Annotated in this window: 14 protein-coding genes, 3 tRNA genes and 3 rRNA genes; 10 read left to right on the top strand and 10 right to left on the bottom strand. The window is 50.6% G+C overall.

Annotated elements, in window-relative coordinates; genetic code table 11:
* Position 1: 1 nt before the first annotated feature.
* The 7 genes from HGD79_RS11100 to metN form a co-directional block, all read right to left on the bottom strand.
* Entirely contained in the window at positions 2 to 826 is an 825-nt protein-coding gene (locus HGD79_RS11100) for a YaeF family permuted papain-like enzyme (RefSeq protein ID WP_001346133.1), read from the bottom strand.
* Positions 827 to 878: 52 nt separating this feature from the next.
* A complete protein-coding gene (gene proS, locus HGD79_RS11095) occupies positions 879 to 2,597 on the bottom strand; it encodes a proline--tRNA ligase (protein ID WP_001260716.1) in 1,719 nt (572 codons plus the stop codon).
* 110 nt (positions 2,598 to 2,707) lie between these two features.
* Positions 2,708 to 3,415: a tRNA (N6-threonylcarbamoyladenosine(37)-N6)-methyltransferase TrmO gene (tsaA, locus tag HGD79_RS11090; protein WP_000094011.1), complete on the bottom strand. Its 708-nt coding sequence runs from the start codon at positions 3,413 to 3,415 to the stop codon at positions 2,708 to 2,710.
* A complete protein-coding gene (rcsF, locus tag HGD79_RS11085) occupies positions 3,412 to 3,816 on the bottom strand; it encodes an Rcs stress response system protein RcsF (protein WP_001202329.1) in 405 nt (134 codons plus the stop codon). The genes tsaA and rcsF overlap by 4 nt, the downstream gene beginning before the upstream one ends.
* Before the next feature lie 117 nt (positions 3,817 to 3,933).
* A complete protein-coding gene (gene metQ, locus HGD79_RS11080) occupies positions 3,934 to 4,749 on the bottom strand; it encodes a methionine ABC transporter substrate-binding lipoprotein MetQ (RefSeq protein ID WP_000874224.1) in 816 nt (271 codons plus the stop codon).
* 39 nt (positions 4,750 to 4,788) lie between these two features.
* Positions 4,789 to 5,442 carry a methionine ABC transporter permease MetI gene (locus tag HGD79_RS11075; protein ID WP_001294600.1) on the bottom strand — a complete coding sequence of 218 codons (654 nt, stop codon included), beginning with the start codon at positions 5,440 to 5,442 and terminating at the stop codon, positions 4,789 to 4,791.
* The gene (gene metN, locus HGD79_RS11070; RefSeq protein ID WP_000593994.1) at positions 5,435 to 6,466 is read right to left on the bottom strand and encodes a methionine ABC transporter ATP-binding protein MetN; all 1,032 of its coding nucleotides are present in this window, start codon (positions 6,464 to 6,466) and stop codon (positions 5,435 to 5,437) included. Before metN ends, HGD79_RS11075 begins: the two co-directional genes overlap by 8 nt.
* 187 nt (positions 6,467 to 6,653) lie before the next feature.
* On the opposite strand from metN, the gene gmhB reads away from it, so the two are divergent.
* From gmhB to dkgB, 8 genes are all read left to right on the top strand, one after another.
* The gene (gene gmhB, locus HGD79_RS11065; protein WP_001140186.1) at positions 6,654 to 7,226 is read left to right on the top strand and encodes a D-glycero-beta-D-manno-heptose 1,7-bisphosphate 7-phosphatase; all 573 of its coding nucleotides are present in this window, start codon (positions 6,654 to 6,656) and stop codon (positions 7,224 to 7,226) included.
* Between the two features lie 363 nt (positions 7,227 to 7,589).
* Positions 7,590 to 9,131 (top strand): 16S ribosomal RNA (locus HGD79_RS11060).
* A 68-nt stretch (positions 9,132 to 9,199) separates the two neighbouring features.
* A tRNA-Ile gene (locus HGD79_RS11055) sits at positions 9,200 to 9,276 on the top strand.
* Between the two features lie 42 nt (positions 9,277 to 9,318).
* Positions 9,319 to 9,394 (top strand) — tRNA-Ala (locus HGD79_RS11050).
* A gap of 183 nt (positions 9,395 to 9,577) precedes the next feature.
* Positions 9,578 to 12,483, top strand: a 23S ribosomal RNA gene (locus tag HGD79_RS11045).
* 94 nt (positions 12,484 to 12,577) lie between these two features.
* A 5S ribosomal RNA gene (gene rrf, locus HGD79_RS11040) occupies positions 12,578 to 12,693 on the top strand.
* The 16S, 23S and 5S rRNA genes sit together here with 3 tRNA genes alongside, the layout of an rRNA operon.
* 54 nt (positions 12,694 to 12,747) lie before the next feature.
* Positions 12,748 to 12,824, top strand: a tRNA-Asp gene (locus HGD79_RS11035).
* A gap of 162 nt (positions 12,825 to 12,986) precedes the next feature.
* Positions 12,987 to 13,790, top strand: a complete 804-nt coding sequence (gene dkgB, locus HGD79_RS11030) for a 2,5-didehydrogluconate reductase DkgB (protein WP_000997049.1) — start codon at positions 12,987 to 12,989, stop codon at positions 13,788 to 13,790.
* Here the strand turns inward: dkgB and yafC are convergent.
* Positions 13,787 to 14,701, bottom strand: coding sequence for a DNA-binding transcriptional regulator YafC (yafC, locus tag HGD79_RS11025; RefSeq protein ID WP_000648576.1), 915 nt, complete (start codon positions 14,699 to 14,701; stop codon positions 13,787 to 13,789). The genes dkgB and yafC overlap by 4 nt on opposite strands.
* A 240-nt stretch (positions 14,702 to 14,941) precedes the next feature.
* Between yafC and HGD79_RS11020 the strand changes: the two genes are divergently transcribed.
* Both HGD79_RS11020 and HGD79_RS11015 read left to right on the top strand, forming a co-directional pair.
* Complete coding sequence (locus tag HGD79_RS11020; protein ID WP_001230983.1) at positions 14,942 to 15,742, top strand: endonuclease/exonuclease/phosphatase family protein; 801 nt, start codon at positions 14,942 to 14,944, stop codon at positions 15,740 to 15,742.
* A 77-nt stretch (positions 15,743 to 15,819) separates the two neighbouring features.
* Positions 15,820 to 16,590: a class I SAM-dependent methyltransferase gene (locus HGD79_RS11015; protein ID WP_000211728.1), complete on the top strand. Its 771-nt coding sequence runs from the start codon at positions 15,820 to 15,822 to the stop codon at positions 16,588 to 16,590.
* A 47-nt stretch (positions 16,591 to 16,637) separates the two neighbouring features.
* Here the strand turns inward: HGD79_RS11015 and mltD are convergent, their stop codons facing one another.
* On the bottom strand, positions 16,638 to 17,996 hold the full coding sequence (gene mltD / locus HGD79_RS11010) for a murein transglycosylase D (RefSeq protein ID WP_000644685.1): 1,359 nt from the start codon (positions 17,994 to 17,996) through the stop codon (positions 16,638 to 16,640).
* Between the two features lie 71 nt (positions 17,997 to 18,067).
* On the bottom strand, positions 18,068 to 18,823 hold the full coding sequence (gene gloB / locus HGD79_RS11005; protein WP_001052750.1) for a hydroxyacylglutathione hydrolase: 756 nt from the start codon (positions 18,821 to 18,823) through the stop codon (positions 18,068 to 18,070).
* Positions 18,824 to 18,841: the final 18 nt, after the last annotated feature.

Genomic DNA, 18,841 nt, shown 5'->3' with positions numbered 1-18,841 from the left:
ATCACTGAGTCAGCCCAACAAAGCGACCCGCCTTGATATAAATCCCAGGCTTCAGGTGCCCAACATACTGTAACTGCGTTTCTGGCTTAAACGCAGAGACATCACCAATACGCATATGCATCAGATCGGCAGGGCTAATCCAGCCCGATTGCGCCAGTGTAAGCGGATGCCCGGCTTTGGCAAATGCATCAGTGACAAATTCCGAACAAAACCACGACTTTTTGTCTCCTTCGCCCACACTGCTTAACTGCGCTTTCGCCAGGCCGCTGACGCACTGTTGGCGAAAATCCTCGGAGAACGGATTCAGTGAGCACATCTGGCGAGTCACCATAAAGGGAATAAATTCGACAATGCCGCGATAGTTATAACCGCTATCTTTGATTTTATTGGCAAACGCGGTGATATCTGTGGCTTGTTGCGGGGTAAGATCCGGGACTCGTAAGACGAAAAGCTTATCACTATGCTTCATCGCTTTTTTAAGGGAAACGATCTGGACGCCAGCGCCTGTCGCTTCTGCAACGTTATTATCACCCAGATAGATTGCAACGTGACTCACAGAGGAAGTGCTGAAGACGCGGATTCCAAATGAGGTTACCCCAAGGCTTGAGGAGAACAGCAAATCGCCGGGTTTGAGATCAGGTGCCGTTATTTCTTTTATTGATTGTTCGGTGAAAGAGCTTTGATGCTGGAATTTGACAGCCCATGTTTTTGCCTCGACATCTACCGCTGTGGCAGAGGAGTCTGGCTGGCTGATATCAACGGTACAGGCCGAAAGTAAAAGAAAGCAGGGGAGAAGCAGGCGGCAGTACGCCTTTGGTTTATCCATTTTATACAATCCATGTAAAAAAGGGCCCTGAAATTCAGGACCCTTTCTGGCATCAGCCTTTAATCTGTTTCACCAGATATTCGACGATGTCACCAGTCTTAATTAACTGTTTCTCGCCGTTGCGACGATATTTATATTCGATATCGTCGTTGTCGAGGTTACGGTCGCCCAGCACAATAGTGTGCGGAATACCGATCAGTTCCATATCGGCAAACATCACGCCCGGACGTTCTTTTCGGTCATCCAGCAGCACTTCGATACCTTGTGCACGCAGTTCGCTGTACAGTTTCTCAGCAAGCTCTTGTACGCGGAAGGATTTGTGCATGTTCATCGGCAGAATCGCCACCTGGAACGGCGCGATAGCGTCAGGCCATACGATGCCGCGTTCGTCGTAGTTCTGCTCAATCGCCGCAGCTACCACACGCGTTACCCCGATACCGTAGCAACCCATCGTCAGGATTTGGTTACGGCCATCTTCACCCTGTACGGAGGCTTTCAGTGCTTCGGAGTACTTGGTACCCAGCTGGAAGATGTGACCAACTTCGATACCACGTTTGATCAGCAGCGTACCCTGGCCATCCGGGCTTGGATCGCCCGCCACCACGTTGCGGATATCAGCAATTTCCGGGGTAGCGACATCGCGATCCCAGTTGATGCCGAAGTAGTGTTTACCATCGATGTTAGCACCAGCAGCGAAATCACTCATCGCCGCAACGGTACGGTCAATCACCACCGGAATCGGCATGTTTACCGGACCCAGTGAACCAGGACCGGCGTTAACCACGGCACGAATTTCTTCTTCGGTCGCGAAAGTCAGCGGGCTGGCAACCTGCGGCAGTTTTTCTGCTTTAACTTCGTTCAGTTCGTGGTCACCGCGCACCAGCAGCGCAACCAGCGGGAAGCTACTGCCTTCAACCGCTTTAACCAGCAGAGTCTTAACCGTTTTCTCAATCGGCAGATTGAACTGTTCAACCAGTTCCGCGATGGTTTTCGCGTTCGGCGTATCAACCAGCGTCATTTCCTGGGTAGCAGCAGCGCGCGGTTCTTTCGGCGCGATAGCTTCTGCCAGTTCAATGTTCGCTGCATAGTCAGAGGTGTCGGAGAAGACCACATCGTCTTCACCGCTCTGCGCCAGCACCTGGAATTCGTGAGAGGCGCTGCCGCCGATAGAACCGGTGTCGGCCTGTACGGCGCGGAAATCCAGCCCCATGCGGCTGAAGATTTTGCTGTAGGCCGCATACATTGCATCGTAGGTTTCCTGCAGGGATTCCTGAGAAGTATGGAAAGAGTAAGCATCTTTCATCAGGAATTCGCGGGAACGCATGACGCCGAAACGCGGACGCACTTCGTCGCGGAACTTGGTCTGGATCTGATAGAAGTTCAGCGGCAGCTGTTTGTAAGAGCTAAGCTCGTTACGAATCAGGTCAGTGATAACTTCTTCATGAGTTGGGCCGAGTACGAACGGACGCTCGCCACGGTCAACAAAACGCAGCAGTTCCGGACCGTACTGTTCCCAACGACCACTCTCTTGCCACAAATCGGCTGGCTGAACCACCGGCATCGACACCTCGATCGCACCGGCGTTGTTCATCTCTTCACGCACGATGTTTTCGACTTTTTTCAGAACGCGCACGCCGGTCGGCAGCCAGGTATATAACCCGGAGGCCAGCTTGCGGATCATCCCGGCGCGCAGCATCAGCTGATGGCTGATCACCTCGGCGTCGGCAGGTGTCTCCTTGAGAGTGGAGAGCAGGTATTGGCTAGTACGCATGTTGTTACGGTTCCAGTTGGAAGGTAGAACAGGCTCAAGGCGAGCCTGGGACAAAAAAAGTGATTTAGTTTACCAGTGCAAAAGAAATGTCAAAAGAGAAGGGCGTGAATTTAACGCGGTTCCAGCGCAAAGACTTCAAAACCTGCGTCGGTGACGCGCCAGCGAACGTTAAAATCATGTAGCCAGACGGCATAGGTTTTGCCCGTTTCCTCACCTTTACGATAGGCCGGGCGCGGGTCCTGCGCCAGTACTTCGCGGATAAACAGCGTTAACTGCGGATAACGCTTCTCCAGCGTCAAAAGCTGCTTTTCGACCTCTGCGGTAAAACTCACCGCCATCTCTGCCGCTGGCGCACTTTGCGCATAGCTGGCACTGGCATCGGGAAGCGATTCGGCAAAAGGGAGATATGGTTTGATATCCACTACCGGCGTACCATCGACCAGATCCAGACTGCCGAGCTTCAGAATCACGCTGTCTTTATGGCAAACAACCTCTTTCAGCTCTACCAGCGACATACCAATTGGGTTAGGGCGGAAAGTAGAGCGTGTTGCGAAAACCCCCATTCTGGCGTTACCGCCGAGGCGCGGTGGACGCACAGTCGGACGCCAGCCGCCTTCCATCGTTTGATGAAAGACGAAAAGGATCCACAAATGGCTGAACGCTTCCAGGCCGCGAACGGCGTCGGCCTGGTTGTAGGGAGCAATGAGATGCAGTTCGCCGTTGGCGCTTTTTACCAGACCTGGCTGGCGCGGAACGGCGAATTTTTCTTTATAGGGCGAGCGAATAACGCCTATTTGCTCGAACTGGAAACTGCTCATTTCGCCGTAATGTTAAGCGCAGAACCGATACATACAGCCTGACGATAGCAGCCTGGCGTACCGCTGGTGACTTCGCAGCTATGCAGTAATACCGCATTGGCCTTCATTTTCGAGGCGTTGATTTGCATCCGCTTACGTGCGGTTGGAATGCTCGGCGGAGAGTCCTGATTGGAGGCCTGGCAAGAATCGCCACTGACTTCACCGAGATCGCGGAACGGTTTGCCGACTAATTCTTCTGCATTGGTATAAATTCGGACCGGTGTGGCGCGCGGCGCTTTCGGTTTTGCAGGCTCCGCTTTCGGCTGGGGTGCAGTGCTTTGAACGGGTTCGACAGGGGATCTGCTTAACATGGAACAGCCGCTTAGCATGAGTGCTACTAAACAGATCGGTAAAGCACGCATAGTATTTCCTCAATGTATGATCAAAACGTCAATATTGAATCAGGAGCTTGTAAAAATGACAAGACGGGCAAGCGCCCGTCCTGAATGATATTACAAATTGTGGAAACAGCCTAAAAATTACCAGCCTTTAACAGCGCCGCCGTTAAACACTTTGTTTGCTGCTTCGTAAACTTCATCAGACTGATAAGCCTGGACGAATTTCTTCACGTTCTCGGCGTCTTTGTTATCTTCACGCGTTACGATCAGGTTTACGTACGGGGAGTCTTTATCTTCGACAAAGATACCGTCTTTCGCTGGAGTCAGGCCAATCTGGCTGGCATAGGTGGTATTGATAACTGCCAGAGCGATTTGCGCGTCGTCCAGAGATCGAGGCAGCTGCGGTGCTTCCAGCTCAACAATTTTCAGATTTTTTGGGTTCTCAACAACATCAAGAACGGTCGGCAGCAGGCCAACGCCATCTTTCAGTTTGATCAAGCCCACTTTTTGCAGCAGCAGCAGTGAACGACCAAGATTAGTTGGATCGTTTGGCACGGCAACCTGCGAACCATCCTGCAGTTCATCCAGTGATTTGATTTTCTTGGAGTAACCAGCAATCGGATAAACAAAAGTGTTGCCTACTGCGACCAGTTTGTAGCCACGATCTTTCAGTTGCTGATCAAGGTACGGTTTATGCTGGAAGGCGTTGGCGTCGATATCGCCTTTGCTCAATGCTTCGTTTGGCAGAACATAGTCGTTGAAGGTTACCAGCTCAACGTCCAGGCCATATTTGTCTTTCGCAACTTTCTGCGCGACTTCTGCTACCTGCTGTTCGGCACCAACAATCACGCCGACTTTAATGTGGTTTGGATCTTTTTCATCCTGACCGCAGCCTACCAGTGCCAGTGATCCAATCAGGGCTCCCACTGCCGCAAAGGTTTTGAATTTGAACGCCATACCTTATTCCTTCTTCAATTATTTATGTTGTGTTGAACGTTACTTGCGAGTGACAGCCCGGACGATGCGGTCGCCTGCGAACTGAATTAAATAAACCAGAATGACCAGCAATACCAGTACCGTATTCATCACCGTCGCGTTATAGCCGATGTAGCCATACTGATAGCCAATCTGACCTAAACCACCGGCACCGACTGCACCACCCATCGCGGAATAGCCGACCAGGGTAATCAGGGTGATAGTTGCCGCATTCACCAGACCCGGCAGTGCTTCCGGTAACAGCACCTTACGGACGATCTGCATCGGCGTGGCACCCATTGCGCGGGAAGCTTCAATTAACCCGGTTGGGATCTCCAGCAGAGCGTTCTCGACCATACGGGCAATAAACGGTGCTGCACCAACGGTTAACGGAACAATCGCTGCCTGCAAACCAATCGATGTACCGACAATAACGCGGGTAAACGGAATCATCCATACCAGCAAGATAATGAACGGGATGGAACGGAAAATGTTCACAATCGCAGAAACGGTACGATACAGCTTCGCGTTAGCAATAATTTGCCCCGGGCGCGTAACATAAAGCAGGACGCCGACCGGCAGACCAATCACAAAGCCAAAAAATCCGGATACGAAGGTCATTGCCAGCGTTTCCCATACGCCACGAACCAGCAACCACATCATCGGCTCAGACATAACCCAGTACCTCTACTTTTACATGGTGTTCCTGCAGCCAGGCAATGGCGGCTTGCGTATCTTGTTGTGTGCCGTGCATTTCAGTCAGCATGATGCCGAACTTAACGCCACCGGCGTAATCCATCTGCGCGCTAATAATGTTGTTGTTGACGTTGAAACGACGCGCGGTTTCAGAAAGCAGTGGGGCATCGACCGACTGACCGGTAAACTCCAGACGCAGCATCGGCACGCAGTCAGTGAATGGCTCCGCTTGCAGACGTTCCTGGTAATCTTCCGGGATATCCAGATGCAGGGTCGACTGAATAAACTTCTGCGCCAACGGCGTTTTCGGATGCGAAAACACTTCACTTACCGTGTCCTGCTCGATCAGTTCGCCATTGCTGATGACCGCCACGCAATCACAAATACGCTTTACAACGTCCATTTCGTGGGTGATCAACAGAATCGTCAAACCCAGACGGCGGTTAATGTCTTTCAGCAGCTCGAGAATAGAACGTGTCGTTGCCGGGTCCAGCGCGCTGGTGGCTTCATCACACAGCAATACTTTGGGATTGCTGGCTAACGCACGGGCAATCGCCACACGCTGTTTCTGCCCACCGGAAAGATTCGATGGGTAGCTATCATGCTTATCGCCAAGACCAACCAATGACAGCAATTCCGTCACGCGACGTTTGATCTCGTCTTTCGGTGTGTTGTCCAGCTCCAGCGGCAGAGCCACGTTGCCAAAAACAGTACGCGAAGAGAGCAGGTTAAAATGCTGGAAAATCATACCAATCTGGCGGCGAGCTTTGGTCAACTCGGATTCTGACAGCGTGGTCAGTTCCTGGCCATCGACCAGCACGCTACCCTCGGTTGGGCGCTCCAGCAGGTTTACACAACGTATAAGCGTACTCTTACCCGCGCCTGAGGCACCGATAACGCCATAAATTTGTCCAGCTGGCACATGCAGGCTGACGTTGTTCAACGCCTGGATGGTGCGGGTGCCCTGGTGGAACACTTTGGTGATATTCGAAAGTTTTATCATTGATTATTTATTATCGTCATTAAGTTAGTCGTGGCATCTCGAATGCCTGAAACGGGCAACGCCGTCAATGAAATGGATGTTAAGGCATCCAGACGTCTAAATCAATCAGGTTTATGCGAAGAGCACTTTCTTGCAGGTCGAAACATGCGATACTAGCGTCCCATGCCTTATTAAGGAGCTATAAAAGGTGGCGAAGAGCGTACCCGCAATTTTTCTTGACCGTGATGGCACCATTAATGTCGATCACGGCTATGTCCATGAGATCGACAACTTTGAATTTATCGACGGTGTTATTGACGCCATGCGCGAGCTAAAAAAAATGGGCTTTGCGCTGGTGGTAGTAACCAACCAGTCTGGCATTGCTCGCGGTAAATTTACCGAAGCACAGTTTGAAACGCTGACCGAGTGGATGGACTGGTCGCTGGCGGACCGAGATGTCGATCTGGATGGTATCTATTATTGCCCGCATCATCCGCAGGGTAGTGTTGAAGAGTTTCGCCAGGTCTGCGATTGCCGCAAACCACATCCGGGGATGCTTTTGTCAGCACGCGATTATTTGCATATTGATATGGCCGCTTCTTATATGGTGGGCGATAAATTAGAAGATATGCAGGCAGCGGTTGCGGCGAACGTGGGAACAAAAGTGCTGGTGCGTACGGGTAAACCTATTACACCTGAAGCAGAAAACGCGGCAGATTGGGTGTTAAATAGCCTGGCAGACCTGCCGCAAGCGATAAAAAAGCAGCAAAAACCGGCGTAATGATTAAAAGATGAGCAATTGAAATAAAAATGCATTTTTCCACTTGTCTTCCTGAGACGACTCCCTATAATGCGCCTCCATCGACACGGCGGATGTGAATCACTTCACACAAACAGCCGGTTCGGTTGAAGAGAAAAATCCTGAAATTCAGGGTTGACTCTGAAAGAGGAAAGCGTAATATACGCCACCTCGCGACAGTGCGCTAAAGCGCGTCGCAACTGCTCTTTAACAATTTATCAGACAATCTGTGTGGGCACTCGAAGATACGGATTCTTAACGTCGCAAGACGAAAAATGAATACCAAGTCTCAAGAGTGAACACGTAATTCATTACGAAGTTTAATTCTTTGAGCATCAAACTTTTAAATTGAAGAGTTTGATCATGGCTCAGATTGAACGCTGGCGGCAGGCCTAACACATGCAAGTCGAACGGTAACAGGAAGCAGCTTGCTGCTTCGCTGACGAGTGGCGGACGGGTGAGTAATGTCTGGGAAACTGCCTGATGGAGGGGGATAACTACTGGAAACGGTAGCTAATACCGCATAACGTCGCAAGACCAAAGAGGGGGACCTTCGGGCCTCTTGCCATCGGATGTGCCCAGATGGGATTAGCTTGTTGGTGGGGTAACGGCTCACCAAGGCGACGATCCCTAGCTGGTCTGAGAGGATGACCAGCCACACTGGAACTGAGACACGGTCCAGACTCCTACGGGAGGCAGCAGTGGGGAATATTGCACAATGGGCGCAAGCCTGATGCAGCCATGCCGCGTGTATGAAGAAGGCCTTCGGGTTGTAAAGTACTTTCAGCGGGGAGGAAGGGAGTAAAGTTAATACCTTTGCTCATTGACGTTACCCGCAGAAGAAGCACCGGCTAACTCCGTGCCAGCAGCCGCGGTAATACGGAGGGTGCAAGCGTTAATCGGAATTACTGGGCGTAAAGCGCACGCAGGCGGTTTGTTAAGTCAGATGTGAAATCCCCGGGCTCAACCTGGGAACTGCATCTGATACTGGCAAGCTTGAGTCTCGTAGAGGGGGGTAGAATTCCAGGTGTAGCGGTGAAATGCGTAGAGATCTGGAGGAATACCGGTGGCGAAGGCGGCCCCCTGGACGAAGACTGACGCTCAGGTGCGAAAGCGTGGGGAGCAAACAGGATTAGATACCCTGGTAGTCCACGCCGTAAACGATGTCGACTTGGAGGTTGTGCCCTTGAGGCGTGGCTTCCGGAGCTAACGCGTTAAGTCGACCGCCTGGGGAGTACGGCCGCAAGGTTAAAACTCAAATGAATTGACGGGGGCCCGCACAAGCGGTGGAGCATGTGGTTTAATTCGATGCAACGCGAAGAACCTTACCTGGTCTTGACATCCACGGAAGTTTTCAGAGATGAGAATGTGCCTTCGGGAACCGTGAGACAGGTGCTGCATGGCTGTCGTCAGCTCGTGTTGTGAAATGTTGGGTTAAGTCCCGCAACGAGCGCAACCCTTATCCTTTGTTGCCAGCGGTCCGGCCGGGAACTCAAAGGAGACTGCCAGTGATAAACTGGAGGAAGGTGGGGATGACGTCAAGTCATCATGGCCCTTACGACCAGGGCTACACACGTGCTACAATGGCGCATACAAAGAGAAGCGACCTCGCGAGAGCAAGCGGACCTCATAAAGTGCGTCGTAGTCCGGATTGGAGTCTGCAACTCGACTCCATGAAGTCGGAATCGCTAGTAATCGTGGATCAGAATGCCACGGTGAATACGTTCCCGGGCCTTGTACACACCGCCCGTCACACCATGGGAGTGGGTTGCAAAAGAAGTAGGTAGCTTAACCTTCGGGAGGGCGCTTACCACTTTGTGATTCATGACTGGGGTGAAGTCGTAACAAGGTAACCGTAGGGGAACCTGCGGTTGGATCACCTCCTTACCTTAAAGAAGCGTTCTTTGAAGTGCTCACACAGATTGTCTGATGAAAATGAGCAGTAAAACCTCTACAGGCTTGTAGCTCAGGTGGTTAGAGCGCACCCCTGATAAGGGTGAGGTCGGTGGTTCAAGTCCACTCAGGCCTACCAAATTTGCACGGCAAATTTGAAGAGGTTTTAACTACATGTTATGGGGCTATAGCTCAGCTGGGAGAGCGCCTGCTTTGCACGCAGGAGGTCTGCGGTTCGAACCCGCATAGCTCCACCATCTCTGTAGTGATTAAATAAAAAATACTTCAGAGTGTACCTGCAAAGGTTCACTGCGAAGTTTTGCTCTTTAAAAATCTGGATCAAGCTGAAAATTGAAACACTGAACAACGAAAGTTGTTCGTGAGTCTCTCAAATTTTCGCAACACGATGATGAATCGCAAGAAACATCTTCGGGTTGTGAGGTTAAGCGACTAAGCGTACACGGTGGATGCCCTGGCAGTCAGAGGCGATGAAGGACGTGCTAATCTGCGATAAGCGTCGGTAAGGTGATATGAACCGTTATAACCGGCGATTTCCGAATGGGGAAACCCAGTGTGATTCGTCACACTATCATTAACTGAATCCATAGGTTAATGAGGCGAACCGGGGGAACTGAAACATCTAAGTACCCCGAGGAAAAGAAATCAACCGAGATTCCCCCAGTAGCGGCGAGCGAACGGGGAGCAGCCCAGAGCCTGAATCAGTGTGTGTGTTAGTGGAAGCGTCTGGAAAGGCGCGCGATACAGGGTGACAGCCCCGTACACAAAAATGCACATGCTGTGAGCTCGATGAGTAGGGCGGGACACGTGGTATCCTGTCTGAATATGGGGGGACCATCCTCCAAGGCTAAATACTCCTGACTGACCGATAGTGAACCAGTACCGTGAGGGAAAGGCGAAAAGAACCCCGGCGAGGGGAGTGAAAAAGAACCTGAAACCGTGTACGTACAAGCAGTGGGAGCACAGAGCAATCTGTGTGACTGCGTACCTTTTGTATAATGGGTCAGCGACTTATATTCTGTAGCAAGGTTAACCGAATAGGGGAGCCGAAGGGAAACCGAGTCTTAACTGGGCGTTAAGTTGCAGGGTATAGACCCGAAACCCGGTGATCTAGCCATGGGCAGGTTGAAGGTTGGGTAACACTAACTGGAGGACCGAACCGACTAATGTTGAAAAATTAGCGGATGACTTGTGGCTGGGGGTGAAAGGCCAATCAAACCGGGAGATAGCTGGTTCTCCCCGAAAGCTATTTAGGTAGCGCCTCGTGAATTCATCTCCGGGGGTAGAGCACTGTTTCGGCAAGGGGGTCATCCCGACTTACCAACCCGATGCAAACTGCGAATACCGGAGAATGTTATCACGGGAGACACACGGCGGGTGCTAACGTCCGTCGTGAAGAGGGAAACAACCCAGACCGCCAGCTAAGGTCCCAAAGTCATGGTTAAGTGGGAAACGATGTGGGAAGGCCCAGACAGCCAGGATGTTGGCTTAGAAGCAGCCATCATTTAAAGAAAGCGTAATAGCTCACTGGTCGAGTCGGCCTGCGCGGAAGATGTAACGGGGCTAAACCATGCACCGAAGCTGCGGCAGCGACGCTTATGCGTTGTTGGGTAGGGGAGCGTTCTGTAAGCCTGTGAAGGTGTACTGTGAGGTATGCTGGAGGTATCAGAAGTGCGAATGCTGACATAAGTAACGATAAAGCGGGTGAAAAGCCCGCTCGCCGGAAGACCAAGGGTTCCTGTCCAACGTTAATCGGGGCAGGGTGAGTCGACCCCTAAGGCGAGGCCGAAAGGCGTAGTCGATGGGAAACAGGTTAATATTCCTGTACTTGGTGTTACTGCGAAGGGGGGACGGAGAAGGCTATGTTGGCCGGGCGACGGTTGTCCCGGTTTAAGCGTGTAGGCTGGTTTTCCAGGCAAATCCGGAAAATCAAGGCTGAGGCGTGATGACGAGGCACTACGGTGCTGAAGCAACAAATGCCCTGCTTCCAGGAAAAGCCTCTAAGCATCAGGTAACATCAAATCGTACCCCAAACCGACACAGGTGGTCAGGTAGAGAATACCAAGGCGCTTGAGAGAACTCGGGTGAAGGAACTAGGCAAAATGGTGCCGTAACTTCGGGAGAAGGCACGCTGATATGTAGGTGAAGTCCCTCGCGGATGGAGCTGAAATCAGTCGAAGATACCAGCTGGCTGCAACTGTTTATTAAAAACACAGCACTGTGCAAACACGAAAGTGGACGTATACGGTGTGACGCCTGCCCGGTGCCGGAAGGTTAATTGATGGGGTCAGCGCAAGCGAAGCTCTTGATCGAAGCCCCGGTAAACGGCGGCCGTAACTATAACGGTCCTAAGGTAGCGAAATTCCTTGTCGGGTAAGTTCCGACCTGCACGAATGGCGTAATGATGGCCAGGCTGTCTCCACCCGAGACTCAGTGAAATTGAACTCGCTGTGAAGATGCAGTGTACCCGCGGCAAGACGGAAAGACCCCGTGAACCTTTACTATAGCTTGACACTGAACATTGAGCCTTGATGTGTAGGATAGGTGGGAGGCTTTGAAGTGTGGACGCCAGTCTGCATGGAGCCGACCTTGAAATACCACCCTTTAATGTTTGATGTTCTAACGTGGACCCGTGATCCGGGTTGCGGACAGTGTCTGGTGGGTAGTTTGACTGGGGCGGTCTCCTCCTAAAGAGTAACGGAGGAGCACGAAGGTTGGCTAATCCTGGTCGGACATCAGGAGGTTAGTGCAATGGCATAAGCCAGCTTGACTGCGAGCGTGACGGCGCGAGCAGGTGCGAAAGCAGGTCATAGTGATCCGGTGGTTCTGAATGGAAGGGCCATCGCTCAACGGATAAAAGGTACTCCGGGGATAACAGGCTGATACCGCCCAAGAGTTCATATCGACGGCGGTGTTTGGCACCTCGATGTCGGCTCATCACATCCTGGGGCTGAAGTAGGTCCCAAGGGTATGGCTGTTCGCCATTTAAAGTGGTACGCGAGCTGGGTTTAGAACGTCGTGAGACAGTTCGGTCCCTATCTGCCGTGGGCGCTGGAGAACTGAGGGGGGCTGCTCCTAGTACGAGAGGACCGGAGTGGACGCATCACTGGTGTTCGGGTTGTCATGCCAATGGCACTGCCCGGTAGCTAAATGCGGAAGAGATAAGTGCTGAAAGCATCTAAGCACGAAACTTGCCCCGAGATGAGTTCTCCCTGACTCCTTGAGAGTCCTGAAGGAACGTTGAAGACGACGACGTTGATAGGCCGGGTGTGTAAGCGCAGCGATGCGTTGAGCTAACCGGTACTAATGAACCGTGAGGCTTAACCTTACAACGCCGAAGGTGTTTTGGCGGATGAGAGAAGATTTTCAGCCTGATACAGATTAAATCAGAACGCAGAAGCGGTCTGATAAAACAGAATTTGCCTGGCGGCCGTAGCGCGGTGGTCCCACCTGACCCCATGCCGAACTCAGAAGTGAAACGCCGTAGCGCCGATGGTAGTGTGGGGTCTCCCCATGCGAGAGTAGGGAACTGCCAGGCATCAAATTAAGCAGTAAGCCGGTCATAAAACCGGTGGTTGTAAAAGAATTCGGTGGAGCGGTAGTTCAGTCGGTTAGAATACCTGCCTGTCACGCAGGGGGTCGCGGGTTCGAGTCCCGTCCGTTCCGCCACTTATTAAGAAGCCTCGAGTTAACGCTCGAGGTTTTTTTTCGTCTGTATATCTATTATTGCCAGAATCGCAAAAATCCTCTGCATTTTACGCTCTTTTTCCTCAACAGTCTGAAGCCCATAATCACCTCAGTTAACGAAAATAGCATTAAAAGAGGCATATTATGGCTATCCCTGCATTTGGTTTAGGTACTTTCCGTCTGAAAGACGACGTTGTTATTTCATCTGTGAAAACGGCGCTTGAACTTGGTTATCGCGCAATTGATACCGCACAAATCTATGATAACGAAGCCGCAGTAGGTCAGGCGATTGCAGAAAGTGGCGTGCCACGTCATGAACTCTACATCACCACTAAAATCTGGATTGAAAATCTCAGCAAAGACAAATTGATCCCAAGTCTGAAAGAGAGCCTGCAAAAATTGCGTACCGATTATGTTGATCTGACGCTAATCCACTGGCCGTCACCAAACGATGAAGTCTCTGTTGAAGAGTTTATGCAGGCGCTGCTGAAAGCCAAAAAACAAGGGCTGACGCGTGAGATCGGTATTTCCAACTTCACGATCCCATTGATGGAAAAGGCGATTGCTGCTGTTGGCGCTGAAAACATCGCTACTAACCAGATTGAACTCTCTCCTTATCTGCAAAACCGTAAAGTGGTTGCCTGGGCTAAACAGCACGGCATCCATATTACTTCCTATATGACGCTGGCGTATGGTAAGGCCCTGAAAGATGAGGTTATTGCTCGTATCGCAGCTAAACACAATGCGACTCCGGCACAAGTGATTCTGGCGTGGGCTATGGGGGAAGGTTACTCAGTAATTCCTTCTTCTACTAAACGTAAAAACCTGGAAAGTAATCTTAAGGCACAAAATTTACAGCTCGATGCCAAAGATAAAAAAGCGATCGCCGCCCTGGATTGCAACGACCGCCTGGTTAGCCCGAAAGGTCTGGCTCCTGAATGGGATTAAGCCTCTCTGACAGCTCCTCCGGGAGCTGTTTTTACATGCTCGCTAAGGAAATCGATAAAAGCCCGGATGCGCGTACTTACCGCACGGTCGCTGTAATAGACTGCACTGAATGGCATTGCCACTGGCAACACTTTATCTGCCATTAACTCCACCAATTCTCCGCGAGCGATTTCTTTGTCGATCATGTAGTCGGACAAACACGCAATCCCGTTGCCACTCAGGCAAAGCTGTTTCAGTGTTTCCCCACTATTGGATGACAAACCGTACTTCACCTCATGTAATTGTCCATCACTACAGGCTATCGGCCAGGTATTGAGGGAAGCGGGTTCAGTGAATCCCAGGCAAACATGTTGCTTTAAATCGTCGATCGTTTCTGGCTTCCCGTAGCGGGAAATATAATCGGGGGAGGCGATAATTTTTCGATAACTATTAAATAACGGCCTGGCACGTAAGCTGGAATCCGTTAACGTACCGGCGCGTATCGCGACATCAACTTTTCTTTCGATCAAATTAATAATCGTTTCGGAGGAGACTAGCGACAAAGTGACTTCCGGATAGCGTTCACGGAAAGGCTTAATCAACGGCATCAGAAAGTGCAGCACCACTGGAGTTGCGGCATCGATGCGCAACAGTCCACGCGGTGTATTACGCGTCTCCATAATTTCTGATTCTGCCGCTGCCATCTCCTGCAAAATTGACTGTACGCGACGAAAATAACGCTCGCCTTCTTCCGTCAGGCTAAGTTGTCGCGTGGTCCGATTAAGCAGGCTAACGCCAAGTTTCATCTCCAGCTTTTTCACTGCCCGGCTTACCGCTGAGTTTGCTTGCCCTAATTGTTCCGCTGCCCGGCTAAAGCTGCCGCTTTCGACGACCGAAACAAAAATGGCGAGTTCTTCCGACGTGGCTTTCATTTTTGCTCCTGTTGCAAAATAGAAGAGATATTTTGAATTTATTTGTCATTAAACCATCAGGATGCGTGATATGTCATCCGATTTAATGTTCTCAACAATGAGCAAAATTCTGACCGGTGTAAGCACTTGCTTACATAACAATATACAATTGCTCGTTGAAAGAGTGAGCTAAAATCCCTATAACAGTAGAACCCTCCCGAGTGCGGAAGGGTTGACGTAATAGAGGTTTCAAAGTCAAAAGTGCGAAAAAACACCTATGCCATGCGCTATGTTGCCGGACAACCTGCGGAAAGGATCTTACCGCCGGGGTCTTTTGCGAGCATCGGCCAGGCATTACCACCTGGGGAACCGTTAAGTACCGAAGAGCGTATTCGGATCCTGGTGTGGAACATATACAAACAGCAACGCGCTGAATGGTTGTCGGTATTAAAGAACTACGGCAAAGATGCACATCTGGTGTTATTGCAGGAAGCGCAGACAACGCCAGAGTTAGTACAGTTTGCGACCGCTAACTATCTTGCCGCCGATCAGGTACCCGCTTTCGTACTGCCACAACATCCTTCTGGCGTAATGACCCTTTCGGCGGCACATCCAGTGTATTGCTGCCCGTTACGTGAACGAGAACCCATTTTGCGTCTGGCGAAGTCGGCACTGGTGACGGTCTATCCATTACCTGATACCCGCCTGTTGATGGTGGTTAATATACACGCCGTCAACTTCAGTCTGGGCGTGGATGTTTATAGTAAGCAGTTACTTCCTATTGGCGATCAGATAGCTCATCACAGCGGCCCGGTCATTATGGCGGGAGATTTCAATGCCTGGAGCCGTAGAAGGATGAACGCGTTATATCGCTTTGCGCGGGAAATGTCGCTGCGCCAGGTGCGTTTTACCGACGATCAGCGCCGTCGGGCGTTTGGCCGTCCGCTCGATTTTGTTTTCTACCGTGGTCTGAACGTCAGCGAAGCTTCTGTACTGGTTACGCGCGCTTCCGATCACAATCCGCTACTCGTTGAATTCAGTCCCGGCAAACCTGATAAATAAGGTATGTCAGGTCTGCCACAGGGCAGACCAAAGTTTGGCGCTGCCCTTTTATACTCAAATAACAAAAGGACAGCGCAATGACAACACAATCCCACCATGACCACGTAGAAAAGCAGTTTAGCTCGCAGGCCAGTGAGTATTTAACCAGTACCGTACATGCATCCGGGCGAGATTTACAGCGCCTGGCGGTGCGTCTGGCTGATTATCCTGATACAAGTGTACTTGATATGGGCTGCGGAGCAGGGCATGCCAGCTTTGTCGCTGCGCAGAACGTGAGCGCGGTGGTGGCGTATGACTTATCTGCCCAAATGCTGGATGTCGTGGCACAAGCTGCCGAAGCCCGGCAACTGAAAAATATCACCACCCGCCAGGGTTATGCCGAAAGTCTGCCATTTGCCGATAACGCATTTGATATTGTTATCAGCCGTTATTCTGCCCATCACTGGCATGATGTTGGTGCAGCACTGCGAGAAGTGAATAGGATATTGAAACCTGGCGGTAGGATGATTGTGATGGACGTAATGTCTCCGGGTCATCCAGTGCGCGACATCTGGTTACAGACGGTAGAAGCATTACGCGATACCTCTCGCGTACGAAACTACGCCAGCGGTGAGTGGTTGAGGTTAATCAATGAAGCCAATCTGATAGTTGATAATTTAATTACAGATAAGTTACCGCTGGAATTTTCTTCATGGGTCGCGAGAATGCGTACGCCAGAAGCGTTAGTAGACGCTATTCGCATTTACCAACAGAGCGCATCGACAGAGGTGAGAACGTATTTTGCCTTGCAGAATGATGGCTCTTTCACCAGTGATATCATCATGGTAGAAGCACATAAAGCAGCATAAATAAAAAAGGCACCGGGGGAATCGGTGCCTTTTTATTATCTGGTTTGTCAGGAATCTGGCATGTTGTTGTTTTTCACAAACAACGTCAGCTTATCGCCTGGTTGCAGATTCGCAGTGTCGCTGTTCCAGCGCATCACATCTTTGATGTTCACGCCGTGGCGTTTAGCAATGCTTGAAAGCGAATCGCCTTTGCGCACACGATACGTAATGCTATCGCTGTTGTTTGCCAGTCGCTGTGCGCTACTGCCTGCACCAATCGTCAAACTTTGGCCTGGCTTCAGCTTAGATCCGCGCAGTTTGTTCCACTGCTGCAAATCTTTGGTGCTTACGCCGAGACGTGAAGCGATACTTGAAAGCGTGTCGCCAGAGCGTACGGTGTAAACACGGCTGTTAAGCGGCGTATTGTCGGCAACCAGCGTCGACTGTACAGCAGCAATTTCGCCTGAAGCGAGAGATTCACGCAGTTGATCTGCATGCTTCTTTGGCACCATCACGTATTGCGGACCACTTGCGCCCAGCGTGGAGCCTTTCACGCCAGCGTTGAATGTCTTCAGCTTGCTGACGGAAATCCCCGCCATATCTGCAACCTTCGCCATTTCAACCGGGCTGCTCAGGTGCACACGCGCCAGAGCACGGCTTTCATCGGTCGTTGGCAGACGTACGCCATAACGCTTGCTGTTTTTGAGAATATCACTCAATGCCAGCATTTTAGGCACGTACTGCTTCGTTTCCTGCGGCAACGGTAACGACCAGAAGTCCGTGGATTTCCCACGCGCTTTGTTCGTTTTAATTGCCTTCATGACCCGACCTTCGCCGCTGTTATAAGCCGCTACGGTCAGAAGCCAGTCGCCGTCAAACATTTTGTTCAGACGCTGCATCATATTCAGCGCGGCAGTTGTTGAAGCAACAACATCGCGACGCGCGTCATAATTGCGGGTCTGTTTCAAACCATAATTGCGCCCCGTGCTCGGAATGATCTGCCAGATGCCTGCGGCATTGGCGCCAGACGTTGCGTGAGGATCAAAAGCGCTCTCCACTATGGGTAGTAGTACCAGTTCCATAGGCATGTTACGTTTTTTAACTTGCCCGGCTATCCAGTACATATACGGCTCTGCCCGTAAAGTTACATCGTGGAGATAGCTCTTATTGCGTAAATATTTCTGTTTCTGTTCGCGAATCCGGTCATTTTCCGGAATTCCCATCTTTAGCTCGTCGCCAATGAAAGCCCACAAGTCACCATCTGGCGCGATAGACGTCCCATCGTCCATCCATCGTGCCTGACTTGTAAACTTTGCTGCTTCCCCTTGACCAGCTGCAGAAAGGCTCTGTGCGTGCTGTTGTACGTTGCCGGTACTCTGGCAACCCACGAGCAGGACAGAGGCGAGTAATATCGCTTTTGCCTTCATGTGTGTGTCAATAGTTGCTTAAAAGACGACCGATCATAACGGCGAACGGAGCCGATGACAAGAAAGTTTTATCAGAACCTATCTTTCTTTGACCTTAACCATGCAAAACGTTCTTCAGGTTGTTGCAATAATGTTTCTTCATTAATTACATTAATTAAATCAATATCTTCTGTTCTTAAAAAAACATTAATTTGCCGCTCATTTTTCAGAATTACGGGTAGTGTTATTTGATTTTTTGCCCGTAACTCCTTAACTTTACGATAATAATCATTTATGGACAAATCGTGCGGAAGAATACTCAAAGCAAACTTCATATTTGATAACGTATATTCATGAGCACAACATACCAATGTATCGTCAGGTAACGCACTTAACTTTTTAAGTGATTGATACATTTGTGATGCTGTCCCTTCAAACAACCTACCACACCCACCAGAAAACAGCGTGTCGCCGCAAAATAGATAAGGTTTACTGAAGTAACAGATATGTCCTAAAGTGTGACCCGGTGTGGCAATTACACTAAATTCATGCCCCAAAACGAAGGCAGTTTCGCCATCTTTGACTACCTGTGTTGTTCCCTTATCTTGTGTCTCTTGTGGACCATACACCACAATTTGCGGAAACTTTTCCACCAGTTCTTTTACGCCGCCAACGTGATCGTGATGATGGTGGGTGAGAAATATGGCCTCCGGTTGCCAGTTATTGGCGGTAATGGCGTTTAATACTGGCTCTGCGTCTCCGGGATCGACAATCAGGCAGCGACCTGCTTCATCATTCAAAACCCAGATGTAATTGTCATCAAAGGCGGGAATACTGTTAAGATTCATAGATTACCTCTTAGTGTG

Source organism: Escherichia sp. SCLE84, from assembly GCF_012584495.1.
Taxonomy (GTDB): Bacteria; Pseudomonadota; Gammaproteobacteria; order Enterobacterales; family Enterobacteriaceae; genus ECMA0423.
This window is presented reverse-complemented; position numbering and strand designations above follow the sequence as displayed.

What these genes read in the sequence shown, in the direction of transcription:
- HGD79_RS11100 (WP_001346133.1), bottom strand. Translation starts at nt 826, where the DNA reads ATGGATAAACCAAAGGCGTACTGCCGCCTGCTTCTCCCCTGCTTTCTT.
- proS (WP_001260716.1), bottom strand. Translation starts at nt 2,597, where the DNA reads ATGCGTACTAGCCAATACCTGCTCTCCACTCTCAAGGAGACACCTGCC.
- tsaA (WP_000094011.1), bottom strand. Translation starts at nt 3,415, where the DNA reads ATGAGCAGTTTCCAGTTCGAGCAAATAGGCGTTATTCGCTCGCCCTAT.
- rcsF (WP_001202329.1), bottom strand. Translation starts at nt 3,816, where the DNA reads ATGCGTGCTTTACCGATCTGTTTAGTAGCACTCATGCTAAGCGGCTGT.
- metQ (WP_000874224.1), bottom strand. Translation starts at nt 4,749, where the DNA reads ATGGCGTTCAAATTCAAAACCTTTGCGGCAGTGGGAGCCCTGATTGGA.
- HGD79_RS11075 (WP_001294600.1), bottom strand. Translation starts at nt 5,442, where the DNA reads ATGTCTGAGCCGATGATGTGGTTGCTGGTTCGTGGCGTATGGGAAACG.
- metN (WP_000593994.1), bottom strand. Translation starts at nt 6,466, where the DNA reads ATGATAAAACTTTCGAATATCACCAAAGTGTTCCACCAGGGCACCCGC.
- dkgB (WP_000997049.1), top strand. Translation starts at nt 12,987, where the DNA reads ATGGCTATCCCTGCATTTGGTTTAGGTACTTTCCGTCTGAAAGACGAC.
- yafC (WP_000648576.1), bottom strand. Translation starts at nt 14,701, where the DNA reads ATGAAAGCCACGTCGGAAGAACTCGCCATTTTTGTTTCGGTCGTCGAA.
- HGD79_RS11015 (WP_000211728.1), top strand. Translation starts at nt 15,820, where the DNA reads ATGACAACACAATCCCACCATGACCACGTAGAAAAGCAGTTTAGCTCG.
- mltD (WP_000644685.1), bottom strand. Translation starts at nt 17,996, where the DNA reads ATGAAGGCAAAAGCGATATTACTCGCCTCTGTCCTGCTCGTGGGTTGC.
- gloB (WP_001052750.1), bottom strand. Translation starts at nt 18,823, where the DNA reads ATGAATCTTAACAGTATTCCCGCCTTTGATGACAATTACATCTGGGTT.